We start from the raw sequence: 16,341 nt of genomic DNA on the forward strand, positions 1-16,341 counted from the left end.
AACGTGTCGGATGCAGTATCGGACGTAGCCGAGGTCCGTAAGGTTGACGACGCAACTCGGTGTTTGCGGCGCCGCGCGAATACCTTTGGCGCGGTGGGGATACCCGGGCACATGCTCGGAACGGTGACTTCCTCCATTCGGATCACGTGTCGCCCAGCCCTTCCCGAGATCTCGTCCGCCGAACCATTCGACGATACCTGTGCGCATCGAACCCGCCGGACCGCGCCTATGCTCGGCCGGTGGGTGCCTTGAATGGGGAGCTGCGGTTGCGGCCGTTGCGGAGTTCCGACGAGCGGGAGTTTCACGCGGCGCACGAGGCGATGACGCCGGACGATTTCGACTTCGGCTTCGGTGTCACGGCAGGCATGTCGTGGGCGGACTATCTGACGGACATTGAGGACGAGCGGCTCGGTGGCGGGCTACTCGGCGACGAGGTCGCGGCAACATTCTTGGTGGCGCAAGCCGACGGCAGAATCGTCGGCCGGTCATCGATCCGTCACGCACTGAACGCGCGACTTCTCCGACTCGGCGGTCACATCGGCTACTGCGTCCTACCCGCCTACCGTCGCCGCGGCTACGCCCGCGAGATCCTCCGCCAAAGCCTGGTCATCGTACGATCGATCGGCGTCGACCGGGTCCTGGTCACCTGCGACGACGACAATATCGCCTCGATCCGCGTCATCGAATCCTGCGGCGGCCGACTGGAATCCATCGAACCCCAGCTCCGCCGCCAGGCACTGAAACGCCGCTACTGGATCGATTGACGCCGACGAGACAAGCCACCGCACTCTGGGTGCTGAGCCGGCTGTTGCGGTCGGCGGCCGGAACATCGCCCTGCAGACCGTTTTCCGGCATCGACCCCGGCCCGCAGTCCGCGCGCGGTGCCGAGGTGCGGCCGGTGCCGAGGAATTCCTGCGCCGCGGGGCGATATCGGACTGCAGATCGGCCGATGTCCCTGGAGACCCCTGGGCACCGACCAGCGGCAGTCGGGTGGTGGGTGCGGAGCGGAATTGTCCCTATTGTCTAGGTCGGAGCGCCTGCGCGCCGAATGCTCGGGTGCGGGGTGCGTGAGTGGCGGGCGCGAGCAACCCGTCGCACAGATCGAGCAGGGTCTGTCTCAGTCGTACCGAGCGCTCCGCCAGTACGGATTGGGCTCGGACGTACACGGCCCGCCCTGCGGCAGTCTCGATGCGCACCGGCTCGTATCCGTACTCGGACAGATCATACGGACTCGCGCACATATCGAGTTCCCGTGCGGCGCAGGCGAACTCGAAGAAATCGAGAAGCACGTCGGAGGCGATGAGCGGGACCAGCTTGAAACCCCATTTGTAGAGGTCCATATTGGCGTGCAGGCAGCCGGGCTGCTCGCGGGACATCTGGTCCGCCCGAGTCAGCGGCTCGACATTGCGGCCGGCGGCGTCCTGTGTGAAGAAGCGGAACGCGTCGTAATGGGTGCAGCGCAACGACATCGACTCGACCACCTCGTCGGTGCCCGCTGGTCCGAGCCGCAGCGGCACCTGCTGGTGGCGGACGTCGTCGGTGCGGTACACCATCGCCCACTCGTGCAGTCCGAAGCAGGACAACTGGGCGGGCCGAGATGCGGTGGCGCGCAACAGGTTCGCGATGAACTCGATGGTGTCCCGGCGCCGCTCGAGGTAAGTCGGGTCGGCGGCGAAGGCGGAACGGTAACCGAATTCGGGAAGCGTTGTAGCGTCCGGAGATCCGTCGTCCCCGATATCGCCCCGTTCGGGATCACCGGACGGAGCGAGGCGATGGTATCCCCGTGCGCCGTCGTACTCGAACGCTCCCTCCAACGCGACCCCGTATCCGGGATGCCAACGCCGCAACTGCGCGGGCTTGTGCCCGTAATAGGTGAATAGAAAGTCGATCACCGGATGCGCCGAACCCGCCGCCCGCCGTTCGAGATACGGGCCGACGAGTTCGTCGAGTCGCGAACGATGCGCCGCGGCCCGCGCCCGCCATTCGGCTTCGGGTAGCACGCGCAGACTCATCCGAGCCACCGGAGCCCGTCCAGTGGGGCACTGCGCACCACGGTGCACCAATTCATTCGAGCAACCAATGCCAGCGAAACCTCATTCGATCACCCGGTGCGTGTTGTCGCGGACAGTGCCGACGAACTCCTCCACCAGGTCCTCCAGCGCGACGATGCCGGTGGTGTTGCCGCGACCGTCGACGACTCGGCCCAGATGGCTGTTGGTGCGGCGCAGCCGGGCGAGCGCCTCGTACAGGGTGGTGCCCATGCTCAGCGTCGGCAGTGGCCGAATGTCGGTGCGGGGGATAGGAGTATTCGGCCCCGCGGTCTCGTCGGCGACCTTGTCGAGCACGTCCTTCACGTGCAGATAGCCGACCAGCGAACCGTCGCCGGCGCGGACCGGGTAGCGCGAGAAGCCGGTCTCCGCGACCGCGGACTCGATGTCGCCGAGGGTGGTTCCATTGTCGCGCAACGGCACCGACCTCGTCGTCTCCAGGGGCACCATCACATCGGCGACGATGCGATCGGAGGTGCCGAGCGCTTGGGTCAGGCGTCGGTGCTCCTCCTCGTCGAGCAACCCCTCCGAGCGCGATTCACCGATCATCTCGGCGAGTTCGACGCTGGAGACGGTGGCATTGAGCTCGTCTTTGGGCTCGATCCGCAGTAGCCGCAGCGACAGGTTCGCGGCCAGGTTGTAGAACGCGATGAGTGGTCGGGCCAGCCGCAGCCACATCAGGTGGATCGGAACGAGCAGCAGCGCACTGCGTTCCGAACCCGCGAGCGCGATGTTCTTCGGGATCATTTCGCCGAACAGGATGTGCAGGATCACCACGATGGTCAGCGCGACGGCGAATGCGACCGGATGCAGCAGTTGATCGGAGAGGCCGACCAGTTCGAACGGACCCTCGAGCAGATGCGCCACCGCGGGCTCGCCGACGCGGCCGAGCAGGATCGAGCAGATGGTGATGCCCAGCTGTGCGGCCGCCAGCATCATCGACAGATTCTCACCGGCCCGGATCACCGTATTGGCGTTGCGTTTGCCCTGTGCGGCAAGCGCTTCCAGGCGGTCCCGGCGCGCGGAGATCAGCGCGAATTCGGCGGCGACGAAGAAGGCGTTGCCCGCGAGTAGCACCACCGTGAGCAGGACTCCGAACAGATCACCCACGGCTGTGCTCCTGGTCCATCCGCTGTTCTTCGTCGACGTGATGCACGCGGGAGCGCAGCACATCGGCGGTGACCGGCAGCAACCGCACCCGGTCGATGCGCCGCTCGTCCATCCGTTCGACGCGCGCGACCCAGCCGCCGTCGTCGGGCGATTCGTTCTGGGTCCGATGGTGCGAACCCGGATTCGGCAGCACCACCTCGTCGCCGGTCACCGGGATGCGGCCGAGCCGGGTGAGCACGAGACCGCCGAGGGTCTCGTATTCCCCTTCGGGGGCGTCGTATCCCGTGGCGCGGGAGACCTCGTCGATGCGCAACAGCCCGGAGCAGTCCCAGCCGTCGGAGACCCGGCGGACGTCGCGCTCCTCCTCGTCGTGCTCGTCGCGCACATCGCCGAGAATCTCCTCGATGATGTCCTCCATGGTGACAATGCCCGCGGTGCCGCCGTATTCATCGACAACCAGCGCCACCTGCATGCCGTCGGCGCGCACGCGCTCGAGCACCGCGTCGCCGTCCAGGCTGGCCGGGACGATCGGCACCGGGCGCGCCAGCAGTTGCAGCGGGATGGTGTTGCGGACGCTCGCGGGATGGGTGAATGCCTGTTTGACGTGCACTACGCCGAGGGTGTTGTCCAGATCGCCGTCGATGACCGGGAAGCGGGAGTAGCCGGTGCGGCTGGCGGCCGCGATGAGATCGGCGATGGTGTCGGACTTGTCCAGGGATTCGATCTTGACCCGCGGCGTCATCAGTTCTTCCGCGCTGCGCTCGCCGAACTGCAGCGAGCGGTCGATCACCTGCGCGGTGCGCTGATCGAGGGCGCCGCGCAGTGCGGAGGTGCGCACCAGCGAGCCGAGTTCCTGCGGCGAACGTGCCGAGCGCAGTTCCTCCGCCGGTTCCACGCCGAAGCGGCGGACCACCCAGTTCGCGGTGCTGTTGAGGAAGTGGATCATCCACTTGAACACCACGGAGAAGGCGATCATCGGGCCCGCGGTCAGCCGCGCGGTGCCCAGCGGCTTCGCGATGGCGATGTTCTTGGGCACCAGTTCGCCATAGATCATCGACAGCGAAGTGGCCAGCACCAGGGCCAGCGCCAATGAAATGCCTTGTGCGGCACGGTCACTCACCCCGAGCGCGGCGAACAGCGGACCCAGCAGCCGGGCCAGCACCGGTTCGGCGATATAACCGGTGATCAGGGTGGTGATGGTGATGCCGAGCTGGGCCCCGGACAGTTGGAACGACAGGGTGCGATGCGCCTGCCGGACCATCCGCCAGCGGGCGTCACCGGTGCGCGCGTGCGCCTCGACGGTGCTGCGTTCCAGTGCGGTGAGCGAGAATTCGGCGGCGACGAACAGTGCGGTGCCTGCGGTGAGGGCGATGAACCCGATCAGGCTGAGTACGGTGAGCACGACGGTCATCGTCAGCACCACCCGCACGACGCGGCGCCGTGGCGTTCGATACCCAGGCGGGCCGCGGGGAGGGGGTCTGGATCGAGTTGGACTGCTGCGGGATGGAGAGCGCCGGGTTTGTCACCCGGCTCGGTAGAGGAGCCCTCCTGTGCGGCGCCCTCGGACGCGGGTGACAACTTGTTCCTTTCGGCAAACGGGAGCGTGTGGTGCCGGAGACCGGCAACTCTCATGCTACCGGCCCACGCATGTCATCGCGTGGGCCGGTGGGCAGGTGAGGTGCGCGTGTCGACGCGGACCAACAGCGCGCGAGTCTGACGAGCGCCCGTTCGCGGCCCGGCTTGCGTCCGAGTGGCCGAAGCGCATGCGACGTAGTCGCGAGTCTCGGCGCTCGGACGCAAGCCTCAGGGGGCCGCGAACACACAGCACCGCAGGCGCTGCAAATCAAACAATGCTCTACCAGCCGCTGGGCAGCGGGCGGCCTTCGGCGAACCCTGCCGCCGACTGCACGCCGAGCACGGCCTTCTCGTGCAGTTCGGTGAGGCTGCGTGCACCCGCGTAGGTGCAGGCGCTGCGCACCCCGGAGCAGATGTGGTCGATCAAGTCCTCGACGCCGGGGCGCTCGGGATCCAGACGTATCCGCGAGCTGGAGATGCCTTCCTCGAACAGCGCCTTGCGGGCGCGGTCGAAACCGCTGTCGGAGGCGGTGCGAGCGGCGACGGCACGCTTGGAGGCCATGCCGAAGCTCTCTTTGTAGGCATTGCCGTCGCGGTCGACGCGCAGGTCGCCGGGCGACTCGTAGGTGCCCGCGAACCAGGAGCCGATCATCACGTTGGATGCGCCTGCGGCCAGCGCGAGCGCAACGTCACGCGGGTGCCGGACGCCACCGTCGGCCCAGGTATGCACGCCGAGTTCCTTTGCGGCGGCGGCACATTCGGCAACGGCGGAGAACTGCGGGCGACCGACGCCGGTCATCATGCGGGTGGTGCACATGGCGCCGGGGCCGACACCGACCTTGATGATGTTCGCGCCCGCGGCGGCCAGGTCGCGGGTGCCCTCCGCGGAGACGACGTTGCCCGCCACCAGCGGCACGCCGAGGCCGAGATCGCGGATGGCGCTGAGGGTTTCGAGCATCTTGGCCTGGTGGCCGTGTGCGGTGTCGATGACGAGCAGGTCGGCGCCGGAGTCCACCAGCGCCTTGGCCCTGGCGGCCAGGCCGCCGTTGATGCCGACCGCGGCCGCGACGCGCAGCTGGTCGTTGGCGTCGACGGCGGGCTGGTAGATGCCAGCGCGGACGGAGCCGGTGCGGGTCATCACGCCGGCAAGCGAGCCGTCCTCCGCGACGAGAACGGCGAAGTGTGCGTGCTTGGCTTCGAGGAGATCGAAGATGTCGCGCGGCGAGGTGGCGGCCGGAGCCTGCACGAAATCGGTGATCGCGACATCGCGCAGCCGGGCAAACCGGTCGACGTCGGTGCAGGACGCCTCGGTGACGACACCGACCGGCTTGCCACCGTCCACGATCACGACCGCACCGTGGGCGCGCTTGTGCATCAGGGCGACGGCCTCGGATACCGAGCGTTCCGGGTCCAGGGTCACCGGAGTGTCGGCGGTGAGCGATCGGCTCTTGACGAAGGCGATGGTGTCGGCGGCAGCGCTGATCGGCAGATCCTGTGGCAGCACCACGATGCCGCCGCGGCGGGCGACCGTCTCGGCCATCCGGCGACCGGCGACCGCGGTCATGTTCGCCACGACGATGGGGATGGTGGTGCCGGACCCGTCGACTGTCGACAGATCGACGTCGAACCGTGACGCGACATCCGTCCGATTCGGGACGAGGAAGATGTCGTCGTAGGTCAGGTCGTAGGGCGGCTGATGGCCAGGGAGAAACTGCACTTGACCGATGATAACTGGCGCGTGGGGGTCGCGTGCAATTCCCGGGCATTCGATGCGCGGCGCGGGGGATTCGAGGATCACAGCCGATTACCGCCAGTCAGGCAGCGGCTTGCGCCCGCGAGAGCCGAACTGTGGCTATACACATGACGATTACGGCGAGGCCGATCACCACGAAGCCGAATCCGTTGGTGCGCAGTCGCTCGCCGAGGACGGCGATGCCGACGAACGCCGCGGCGAGGGGTTCGGTGATGGTGACGGCAGGCAGTGATGCCGCGAGCGGTCCGGCTTGAAAAGCGCGCTGCTGGAGGTAGAGGCCCACCAGACCGGAGGCTACGAGCGCCCAGGTCTGCCAACTGGCGAGTACCTGGCCCATGCCGTGGTCGAACAAGGCGGTGACGCAGGCGGTGAGTGCGGCCGCCAGGCCGAACAGCGAGCCGCCCGCCGCGCCGAGCAACATCGCGCGCCGCGCCGGGTCGGTGGTGCTGAGACCCACGGCGACCGCGGCGGCGATCAGACCGAGCAGGATCACCAATGGCAGGATCCACTGATGGAGCGGCGCGTTGGCGTTCCCCTCGGTGGGATCACCGACGATCAGGAAGCACGCCAGCGCGGCGGTGAGCGCGATGGCCGTCGCCCACATCCGCCCGGTGACGCGGCGACCGTTGAGCCGGGCCGACAGCGGCAGCGCGAAGACCAGCATGCTGACCAGGATCGGCTGTACGAGCAGCACCGCACCCAGTGCCAGCGCGGCGACCTGCATGGCGTATCCGCCTGCGTCCCCGACGATTCCGGCCCACCACCGAGGGTTGCTCAGCAGCGAGCGCATCAGTGATGCGTCTTCGGGTACCGCGGACGCCGCATGTTGCTGCGTGACCGCGGCCAGAGCGAACAGCAGCGCCGCGAGCAGCGCGAAGACAATGGCACCCAACGGATGATGCGACACCGGTTAGTTTGCTCTGTGATAGCTGGTACCCGGCACGCCCTGCGGCCGTCCGGCGCGTCGCCGAGAACGCCCGGGCGTGTCGCCGCTGGTGGCGGAACCGGTCGAGCGGCCGGTCTTCTTCGCGGCGCCGGAACCGCGACCGCCCGCCGCGGCGGAACCGGAGCCGCTGGGTGAATTCGCGTGGCTCGATGAACCCGAACGCCGCCGTGCCGCACTCGCCTTCGACGTGGCTTCGGTGGACTCCGCCACGGCGGCCGTAACAATCGGCACCCCGGACGGCCGCCTTGCCCCGGTGATCGCGATCAGCTGCCGATCACCCGGCCGAACCTCGACCGCCTCGATCTCGACACCGGCCTTGCGCGTCATCTTCTCGACGTCGCTGCGCTCGTCTTCGGTGACCAGCGTGACGACAACGCCGTCCTCGCCCGCGCGGGCGGTGCGTCCGGCGCGGTGCAGATATGCCTTCGACTCGGCGGGCGGATCCACGTGCACGACAAGGGAAATCCCGTCCACATGGATACCGCGGGCGGCGACGTCGGTGGTTACCAGGACCGGGGTGGAGCCGTCGGCGAACGCCGCCAGCGTCCTGGTTCGGTTGTTCTGTGCCTTGCCGCCGTGCAGTGCGCCCGCCGTGATGCCGGTGGCGCGCAGTTGCTTGGCCAGCCGGTCGGCGCCGTGCTTGGTGCGCACGAACATGATGGTGAGCCCGTCGCGTGCGGCGATTTCGGCGACGATGGTGCGCTTGTCCACCTTGCGTAGGTGCAGCAGGTGGTGCGACATAGTGGTGATCGAGGCCGACGCCGGCGCGGTCGAGTGCGTGACGGGGGCGCGCAGATAGCGCTTGACGAGCTTGTCGACCTCTCCGTCCAGGGTGGCCGAGAACAGCAGGCGCTGACCATCGTTCGGCGTCCGGTCCAGCAGCTTGGTGACCTGGGGCAGGAAGCCCATATCGGCCATGTGGTCGGCCTCGTCCAGTGCGGTGATGCGGACCTCGGAAAGATCGGCGGAGCGCTGGTTGATCAGATCTTCCAGGCGTCCCGGCGTGGCGATGAGTAGGTCGACGCCGCGCGCGAGCCGGTCGGCCTGCCGTTTGATCGGCGCGCCACCGACCACCGCGGCGACCCGCAGCCCGAGCGCGAGCGCCGGATTGTCCAGCGCGCGTTCGATTTGCGTGGCCAGTTCCCTGGTCGGCACCAACACCAGTCCGCGCGGCTTGCCCGGTTTGCCAGAGGCCCCGGCGAGCCGGGCAAGCATCGGCAGCCCGAACGCGAGCGTCTTGCCGGAACCCGTTGGGCCGCGCCCGAGTACGTCTTTACCCGCCATGGCGTCGGGCACCGTCGCGGCCTGGATCGGGAACGGGGCCTCGATGCCGTCGCGGCGCAGCGCCTGGACGAGCGGGACCGGTAGGCCCAGGTCCGCGAAGGTCACGTCGGGCGCGGCGGTGGCAGGGATCGAGGAGGTCAAAGGGTGTGTGCCTTTCGTGTCTCGGCGGAAGGAACCCGGGCACGCGTGGTGCAGGCCGAGATGGTTGGCCCGGCCGTCGGAACGAGATAAAGCCGGGTATGTCAGGTCAGACCGGGATGAATCAGTTGCGGAAAAGCCGATCCAGTTCGACCAACCAGGGTACCGCGACGGCCATGGTCGGAACGACCAGGATCGCCACCGAGCCCAGGTAGGCCGCCGAGGCGACGCGGATGTCGCCGATCCGGCCACCCAATCGCTGGATGCGGATCAGCGTGGTCGGCCCGCCCGCCGCGAGCGCACCCTGCGGTGCGGTCGATTTGGAACACGCCACCAGCGCCCGCGCTAGCGGGGTCGGGCCGGTCACCTTCACCGCGGAGTCGTCGGCGAGCAATTCGATCAGCAGTTTCACCGAGCCGAGCGCGGCCCTGCTGCGCACCACCCGGGGGAATGCCTCGTGCACCGCGGTGAATGCCTCGAGCACCAGGTCGTGGCGCGCGCGCAGGTGCGAGCGCTCGTGGCTGACGATCGCGGTGATCTCGGCGTCGTCCAAGTTGGTCAGCGTGCCCTCGCTCAACACCACCCGCTGGCGCAGGCCGGGCAGGCAGTAGGCGATGGGTTCGGTTGCGGCGAGCACCCGGATGTCGGCCGCGCGCCGACGTGGTCCGCTCTGGTCGAGCAGATCAACAAGCATGCGGTGGCGCGCACGCCGCCTACGGGTATGCACGCCGACCCGGATCACCGCGTAGATCAACCTGCCGCCGACCATCAGGGTGAGCGCGAAGACGAAGACATAGACCAGCCACAGTGGCAGCCCGAGCGCCTCGATCTCCCTGGCCGGTGCGGTCGTCGGTCGACCGTCGGGTCCGGGGACGAGCAGTTCGGCGGCGATGGCCAGGCCGGAGCCGAAGGCGCTGAGCACGGCGGCGAGCGCGATGGCCTGCCACAGCACGAGTGCGGCCCGTGGCGTCCGGTAGGTCCAGGTCGCTCGGCTCAGCAGCGCTGCGGCAGGCCCCGCGAGAAGCAAAGCGAGTCCGGCGAAGACCGGCGCGGTTGCGTTCATCGACTCAGCTCACTGCGTTGTGGGGCCAGGGCGCTCACGGCACTGTGAGGCCGGGACCGAGGTTACTGCGATGGTGACGGTGGCGCAGTGCCCTCGGATGCTTCGAGCTTAGCGAGTGCTTCGCGCAAAGTATCAGCCTCATCCCTGCCGACCTGTTCCACGAAATGCACGAGTGCCGCGGCACGACTGCCCGCTTCGTCGGCCTGCTGCAATGCGTCGAACATCAAACTCGCCACCAACTCGTCGCGGGTGTGCACGGGTGCGTAGCGATGGGCACGATCGTCGCGGCGCTGGACCACCAGGTTCTTCTTCGCCAACCGCTGTAGCACCGTCATCACGGTGGTGTACGCGAGTTCGCGTCGGGCAGCCAATGCCTCGTGCACCTGCCGGACCGTTTGCGGTTCGTCGCTCGACCACAACTGGTCCATGACCGCTTTCTCGAGTTCACCAAGTCCTGCCATGCCACAAGTTTACGGACTCAACGACACAATTGCGTACTACACCCTGTCGTGACTGCCTGGTAGCTGTGTGTCATTTGTCATACGGCGCGAGGACGTGCCTGGTGCCGATGGGTACGACCATCGGCCGACCGGACGCCGGGTCCTCGAGCACCGACGCGTCGAGCGGATTATGCAGAATCGACTGGGTGATCGCGCCGGCGAGACCGAGCGCCGACCACCAGCGCGGTGAGCGCCCGTGGCAGCCGCGAGTGCGCGGCAAGCGAAGTCCGCGCACGATCTCCTCGGCCGTCGAACCGGCCGGGCAGCTGAATGGCCCGCCTGTTCAACATAGGGCAGGCTTACCTAATTATGTAATGCGTTGGCGTGAGGAGGCAACCCGGAGCTCTGTTTGTGCGAGTTGCCGGCCCGGGGGCCCGGCAACTCCGGTGCGTTTGTGGGGTGTAAATCTGAACGCATGACACAGCAGGAAGCTCCGATCCAGTCGCTGGCGGACATGACGCCCGAGGTGATGACCGAGCTCAGCAAGAACACCTTCACCGATCTGATCGGACTCCAGTTCACGGAGGTGACGCCGGACCTGGTGCGTGGCGAGCTCATCGCGGGGCCGCAGTTGCTTCAGTTGGCCGGCATCATCAACGGCGGCGTGTACTGCACGATCGTCGAAACCCTTGCCAGCATCGGCGGCGGCGTCTGGTACACCGCGCAGGGTAATAAGGGCACCGTCGTCGGGGTCAACAACAACACCGACTTCCTGCGCTCGGTCCGCGAGGGCAAGGTCTTCGGCGAGGCGACACCGCTGCACCGTGGCCGGTTGCAGCAGTTGTGGCAGGTCGTGCTCACCGACGACGCGGGTCGCACGGTGGCACGTGGGCAGGTCCGTCTGCAGAACCTGCCCGCGCGGGACTGACCGGGCGCTCGCCGGGCACGGTCGGAACGGCCGTGCCAGAATGACCGTCATCCTATCCACCCGACCAGGTGAGGAGCCCGGATGCGACTGTCGCCGCACGAGCAGGAACGGCTGCTGCTGAGCTACGCGGCCGAGCTGGCCCGGCGTAGGCAGGCGCGCGGGCTGAAGCTCAATCATCCCGAGGCGGTCGCGCTGATTACCGACCACGTGTTGGAAGGGGCTCGGGACGGGCGCTCGGTCGCGGAGCTGATGTCCTCGGGGCGAACGGTTCTGACGCGCGACGATGTCATGGCGGGTGTCCCGGAGATGATCCATGATGTGCAGGTCGAGGCCACCTTCCCGGATGGCACCAAGCTCGTCACCGTCCACCACCCGATCGGCTAGGCGAGTCGCTTGAGACACAATCGCGAAGCGTTCACGCGACCCGACCGAGTGCAGATGTCCGGCAAAGGCGCGGCGCGATGATTCCGGGCGAATATCTCTGTGCCGAGGGCACCATCGAACTCAACGCAGGCGCCGACCGGATCGAACTCGATGTGGTGAACACCGGCGACCGGCCGGTGCAGGTCGGCAGCCACGTGCATTTTCCGCAGGCCAATGCGGCGCTGCGCTTCGACCGGACAGCTGCCCACGGCCGCCGCCTCGACATCGCGGCCGGGACCGCCGTGCGCTTCGAACCCGGTCTCGGACAACGGGTTTCGCTGGTTCCGCTGGGTGGCACCCGCGAGGTCTACGGCATCAGCCTGAACCCGCCTGGGCATCTCGATGACTAGTCCGACGCCCGTGCCCCGCGCGGGCATTCGCAGACGATTCGGCGCGCAATTCCCCGCGCGGTACGGCATCTCGGGAGGTAGGACGCGATGAGTGAGCTGAGCCGGGCCCGGTATGCCGAGCTGTTCGGTCCGACCACCGGCGACCGAATTCGCCTGGCGGACACCGATCTGCTGATCGAGATCACCGAAGACCGCAGCGGCGGACCGGGACTGGCCGGTGACGAGGCCGTCTTCGGTGGCGGCAAGGTGCTGCGCGAATCCATGGGGCAGGCTCGCGCGACCCGTGCCGAGGGTGCCCCGGACACCGTGATCACCGGTGCGATCATCATCGACCACTGGGGAATCATCAAGGCCGACATCGGCATTCGCGACGGCCGTGTCTGCGCCATCGGCAAGGCGGGCAACCCAGACGCCATGTCCGGGGTACATCCGGATCTGATGGTCGGCGCGTCCACCGAGATCATCTCGGGCAACGGCCGCATCGTCACGGCCGGCGCCATCGACTGCCACGTGCACTTCATCTGCCCGCAGCTGATGGACGAGGCGCTCGGCGGCGGCATCACCACCCTGATCGGGGGCGGCACCGGCCCCGCTGAGGGCAGCAAGGCGACCACCGTGACGCCCGGCTCCTGGCATCTGGCGCGCATGCTCGAGGCGACCGACGGCTGGCCGATGAACATCGTGCTGCTAGGCAAGGGTAATACGGTCAGCGCCGAGTCCATGTGGGAGCAATTGCGCGGTGGCGCATCGGGTTTCAAGCTGCACGAGGACTGGGGTTCCACACCCGCGGCGATCGATGCGTGCCTGACCGTCGCCGACGCGGCGGGCGTGCAGGTCGCGCTGCACTCGGACACGTTGAACGAGGCCGGTTTCGTCGAGGACACCCTCGCTGCCATCGCGGGCCGCGGCATCCACGCCTACCACACCGAGGGCGCGGGCGGCGGGCACGCGCCCGACATCATCACCGTCGCTTCGTATCTCAACGTGCTGCCGAGTTCCACCAACCCGACGCGCCCGCACACCGTCAACACCCTCGACGAGCACCTGGACATGCTGATGGTGTGCCACCACCTCAGCGCCTCTATACCTGAGGATCTAGCGTTCGCGGAGAGCCGGATTCGGCCCTCCACCATCGCCGCCGAAGACCTCCTGCACGACCTCGGCGCGATCTCTATGATCGGCAGCGACTCCCAGGCCATGGGCCGCATCGGTGAAGTCGTCATGCGCACCTGGCAAACCGCGCATATCATGAAGCGCCGCCGCGGCGCACTCCCCGGCGACGGTGCCGCCGACAACGCCCGGGTGCAGCGCTACATCGCGAAATACACCATCTGCCCGGCCATTTCCCACGGCCTCGACCACGAAATCGGTTCGGTAGAGGTCGGCAAGCTCGCCGACCTCGTCCTCTGGGACCCCGCCTTCTTCGGCGTGCGCCCGCACGCGGTACTCAAGGGCGGCATGATCGCATGGGCCGCCATGGGCGACGCCAACGCCTCCATCCCCACCCCGCAACCGGTTCTCCCACGCCCTATGTTCGGGGCGGCACCCGCCGTGGCTGCCGCCAACTCGCTGCACTTCGTCTCCGAACAGGCCATCGAAGACAACCTCGCCGACCGCCTGGATGTCCGCCGAAAACTGGTGCCCGTCAAGAACGTTCGCCAACGCACCAAGGCGGACATGCCCCATAACGACGCCATGCCCCGCATCGAGGTCGACCCGGACACCTTCACCGTCCGCATCGACGGCGAGGTCTGGACCGAGCAACCGGCGACGGAACTGCCAATGGCCCAGCGCTACTTTCTGTTCTGAACCGGACGTCGGACAACGCGGCGCCGGTAGCCGGTCGGTTGCGATGCCGACCGGCCCGTCGGTAAGGTCAGGCGGACCAAATTGGGGGCGGAGTTGCGGGTTCGTTCCCGCGCACGGCGCTTGTGGGCGCAGGGTGACAAGGGGACGACATTGGTGAGCAATGATCTCAACGGGGCTGCCGACGAGCTGGCCCGCTGGGCGGAGAATCTGTAGCGCAAGGCGCAGCAGTATCAGGAACTGCAGGGCCGGATGTCGGCCATCAGCGTGACCGAAACGTCCGCGGACAAGCGTGTCAGCGTGTCTGTCGACGCGAACGGCATCACCACCGGCATCTACCTCGCCGCCAGATCCCGTGGCATGGACCCCGCCGCGCTCGCCTCCGAACTCATGGCCTGCACCCGCCGCGCCCAAGCGAAGCTGCGCAACCAGGTCACCAGCCGCCATCGGGAACGCGCAAGCCCAATCGAGAATGATGTCGTCGTTCCGGACGAGGCGAGCGAAGAAGATCTGTACTACCAACGCAAGTCCTGGCTGGAATGAGCCGCTGTCTGCGGTATCGCGTGGCGCGCGGTGGCAGACTGCGGATATGACGACGTTCGACTGGGCTGATGTTGACAGCTATCTTGTAGAGAATCTGGTGGGCGACGAGGATTCGGCGGCGGCGTTGGCAGCGAACGCTGCCGCGCGGTTGCCCGCGATCGATGTTTCCCCGGCACAAGGGAAGTTCCTGCACCTCCTCGCACGGTCGATCGGGGCGCGGCGGGTGCTGGAGATCGGCACGCTCGGCGGGTACAGCACGATGTGGCTGGCGCGGGCGGTCGGGGAGCAGGGCAAGGTTGTCACCCTCGAATTCGAGCCTCGGCACGCCGAGGTGGCGCGGGGGAATCTGGACATGGCAGGGGTCGGCGAGCGGGTGGATATCCGGGTCGGCGCGGCACTTGACAGCCTGCCGGTGCTGGAGGCCCAAGGTCCCGAACCGTTCGACCTGGTGTTCATCGACGCCGACAAGGTGAACAACTCGAACTACGTGCAGTGGGCGCTGCGGCTGACCAGGCCGGGTTCGGTCATCATCGTCGACAACGTGGTCCGTAACGGCGCGGTGGCCGACGCCGAATCGGACGACCCGGCGGTGCGCGCCAGCCGCGATCTCATCGAGCTGCTGTCGAGCGATCCACGCTTGGACGCGACGGTATTGCAGACGGTGGGCTCCAAGGGTTGGGACGGTTTCGTCTACGCCGTCGTGGACGGCGATCCGACCGACTGAGCTGCCGCACTCTGCTGCGGGCCCGCACCATCCCGCTGGAAGTCGTGCGGGCCCGCGCTATTCACCTGCTATTTCGCGGCCGTCCAGTGCTTGACCGGAGGTGAGTCGCCAGGATCCCAGGTTCACCAGTCGCGACCAGCACGCCGATATTCCATGCGCGCTGGTCGTCCCCCCTGACCTGCGGGCCATTCAGGGGATCAGGACCACTTTGCCGACCGTGCCGCGGGTCTCCAATTCGAGATGGGCCTGTGCCGCATCGGCGAGTGCGAATCGCCGCACCGCCGGGCGCCACCGCCCCGCCGCGGCTTCGGCGAGCGCGCGATCCTGGAGCACTCGGACGTCACCGCCGACGCGCCGCAGCATCGGCGAGCCGACTACCAGCTGCGAGGCGATGCCGCGTTCGGCCAGTTCGTTCTCGGTGAACGTCAGCGGTGCGCTATCGCCGGGGCCCTTGCCGGACCAGCCGAAGACGAGGTGCTGTCCGCCCTTGCCGAGCAGATCGACCGCGGCGCGGGCGGTTTCACCGCCCACCGAGTCGAACAACACCGTCGCGCGACGGCCGCTGAGTTGGGTCCGGACCTGATCGACCCAGTCGGGAAGGGTGTAGTCGACGGCGATATCCGCGCCGTTGCGTTGTACCAGTGCGACTTTCGCCGGTCCGCCCGCCAGCCCGACCACGGTCGCCCCGATGTTCTTGGCGTACTGGACGAGCAGCGTTCCGATGCCGCCCGCAGCGGCCAGCACCACGGCAATGCTGTCCGGGCCGAGGTCGGTGAACTGCAGGATGCCCATGGTCGTGCGCCCGGTGCCGATGATCGCTACTGCCTCGGCTGCGTCGAGATTGTCCGGAATCTCCTGTAGCCGAGCGGTTTCCGTGACGGCGAACTCGGCATAACCGCCGGGGACGGTCCCGAGATGGACGACAACCTGCTTGCCCAGCCACTCGGCAATGACGCCGTCGCCGATCCGGTCCACGGTCCCGGCGACTTCACGCCCGGGCACGGTGGGCAGTTCCGGTAGCGGCATCGGTCCGGGCTGGCCCTTGCGAATGGCGGTGTCGATGACGTGCACGCCCGCCGCCGCCACTGCGATGCGCACTTGGCCGGGCCCGGGTTCCGGATCCGGAACGGTCTCGAAGCGGAGGTTTTCGGCCGGGCCGAAGGCGTGAAGCCGGATTGCGTGCACGGTGACTCCTGTGTGTCGGTTGCTC

The 16,341-nt window shown here is 67.7% G+C and carries 16 protein-coding genes and 1 pseudogene; 7 read left to right on the top strand and 10 right to left on the bottom strand.

Annotation, left to right across the window (positions count from 1 at the left end; translation table 11 throughout):
• Positions 1-239 precede the first annotated feature (239 nt).
• The gene (locus ACV7NQ_RS34180) at positions 240-764 is read left to right on the top strand and encodes a GNAT family N-acetyltransferase (protein ID WP_463363326.1); all 525 of its coding nucleotides are present in this window, start codon (positions 240-242) and stop codon (positions 762-764) included.
• 252 nt (positions 765-1,016) lie between these two features.
• Here the strand turns inward: ACV7NQ_RS34180 and ACV7NQ_RS34185 are convergent, their stop codons facing one another.
• From ACV7NQ_RS34185 to ACV7NQ_RS34225, 9 genes are all read right to left on the bottom strand, one after another.
• Positions 1,017-2,012, bottom strand: a complete 996-nt coding sequence (locus ACV7NQ_RS34185) for a 3-methyladenine DNA glycosylase (protein ID WP_463363327.1) — start codon at positions 2,010-2,012, stop codon at positions 1,017-1,019.
• Positions 2,013-2,093: 81 nt separating this feature from the next.
• Complete coding sequence (locus ACV7NQ_RS34190) at positions 2,094-3,158, bottom strand: hemolysin family protein (protein WP_463363328.1); 1,065 nt, start codon at positions 3,156-3,158, stop codon at positions 2,094-2,096.
• Complete coding sequence (locus tag ACV7NQ_RS34195; RefSeq protein ID WP_463363329.1) at positions 3,151-4,569, bottom strand: hemolysin family protein; 1,419 nt, start codon at positions 4,567-4,569, stop codon at positions 3,151-3,153. The genes ACV7NQ_RS34190 and ACV7NQ_RS34195 overlap by 8 nt, the downstream gene beginning before the upstream one ends.
• Positions 4,570-5,013: 444 nt before the next feature.
• Positions 5,014-6,450 (bottom strand): GuaB1 family IMP dehydrogenase-related protein, encoded by a 1,437-nt coding sequence (locus ACV7NQ_RS34200; protein WP_463363330.1) that lies wholly within the window; start codon positions 6,448-6,450, stop codon positions 5,014-5,016.
• 97 nt (positions 6,451-6,547) lie between these two features.
• Positions 6,548-7,393, bottom strand: coding sequence for a DMT family transporter (locus ACV7NQ_RS34205; RefSeq protein ID WP_463363331.1), 846 nt, complete (start codon positions 7,391-7,393; stop codon positions 6,548-6,550).
• 3 nt (positions 7,394-7,396) lie between these two features.
• Positions 7,397-8,857 carry a DEAD/DEAH box helicase gene (locus ACV7NQ_RS34210; protein ID WP_463363332.1) on the bottom strand — a complete coding sequence of 487 codons (1,461 nt, stop codon included), beginning with the start codon at positions 8,855-8,857 and terminating at the stop codon, positions 7,397-7,399.
• A 121-nt stretch (positions 8,858-8,978) separates the two neighbouring features.
• The gene (locus tag ACV7NQ_RS34215) at positions 8,979-9,917 is read right to left on the bottom strand and encodes a M56 family metallopeptidase (RefSeq protein WP_463363333.1); all 939 of its coding nucleotides are present in this window, start codon (positions 9,915-9,917) and stop codon (positions 8,979-8,981) included.
• Between the two features lie 62 nt (positions 9,918-9,979).
• Complete coding sequence (locus ACV7NQ_RS34220) at positions 9,980-10,378, bottom strand: BlaI/MecI/CopY family transcriptional regulator (RefSeq protein WP_463363334.1); 399 nt, start codon at positions 10,376-10,378, stop codon at positions 9,980-9,982.
• Between the two features lie 70 nt (positions 10,379-10,448).
• A complete protein-coding gene (locus ACV7NQ_RS34225) occupies positions 10,449-10,652 on the bottom strand; it encodes a hypothetical protein (protein WP_463363335.1) in 204 nt (67 codons plus the stop codon).
• Between the two features lie 219 nt (positions 10,653-10,871).
• Between ACV7NQ_RS34225 and ACV7NQ_RS34230 the strand changes: the two genes are divergently transcribed.
• The 6 genes and pseudogenes from ACV7NQ_RS34230 to ACV7NQ_RS34255 all read left to right on the top strand — a co-directional run bounded on the left by ACV7NQ_RS34230 (position 10,872) and on the right by ACV7NQ_RS34255 (position 15,131).
• Entirely contained in the window at positions 10,872-11,285 is a 414-nt protein-coding gene (locus tag ACV7NQ_RS34230; RefSeq protein ID WP_463365924.1) for a PaaI family thioesterase, read from the top strand.
• A gap of 81 nt (positions 11,286-11,366) precedes the next feature.
• Complete coding sequence (locus ACV7NQ_RS34235; protein WP_463363336.1) at positions 11,367-11,669, top strand: urease subunit gamma; 303 nt, start codon at positions 11,367-11,369, stop codon at positions 11,667-11,669.
• A gap of 77 nt (positions 11,670-11,746) precedes the next feature.
• The gene (locus ACV7NQ_RS34240; RefSeq protein ID WP_463363337.1) at positions 11,747-12,058 is read left to right on the top strand and encodes an urease subunit beta; all 312 of its coding nucleotides are present in this window, start codon (positions 11,747-11,749) and stop codon (positions 12,056-12,058) included.
• Positions 12,059-12,145: 87 nt separating this feature from the next.
• The gene (locus ACV7NQ_RS34245) at positions 12,146-13,867 is read left to right on the top strand and encodes an urease subunit alpha (RefSeq protein WP_463363338.1); all 1,722 of its coding nucleotides are present in this window, start codon (positions 12,146-12,148) and stop codon (positions 13,865-13,867) included.
• A gap of 231 nt (positions 13,868-14,098) precedes the next feature.
• Positions 14,099-14,407, top strand: a pseudogene (locus ACV7NQ_RS34250) (YbaB/EbfC family nucleoid-associated protein); the annotation flags it as partial.
• Positions 14,408-14,453: 46 nt separating this feature from the next.
• Complete coding sequence (locus ACV7NQ_RS34255; protein ID WP_463363339.1) at positions 14,454-15,131, top strand: O-methyltransferase; 678 nt, start codon at positions 14,454-14,456, stop codon at positions 15,129-15,131.
• A gap of 189 nt (positions 15,132-15,320) precedes the next feature.
• Here ACV7NQ_RS34255 and ACV7NQ_RS34260 read toward each other — a convergent pair whose 3' ends face one another.
• Positions 15,321-16,316 (bottom strand): zinc-binding dehydrogenase, encoded by a 996-nt coding sequence (locus ACV7NQ_RS34260; RefSeq protein WP_463363340.1) that lies wholly within the window; start codon positions 16,314-16,316, stop codon positions 15,321-15,323.
• Positions 16,317-16,341 lie beyond the last annotated feature (25 nt).

It is taken from the genome of Nocardia sp. Tas62D01 (assembly GCF_055232035.1).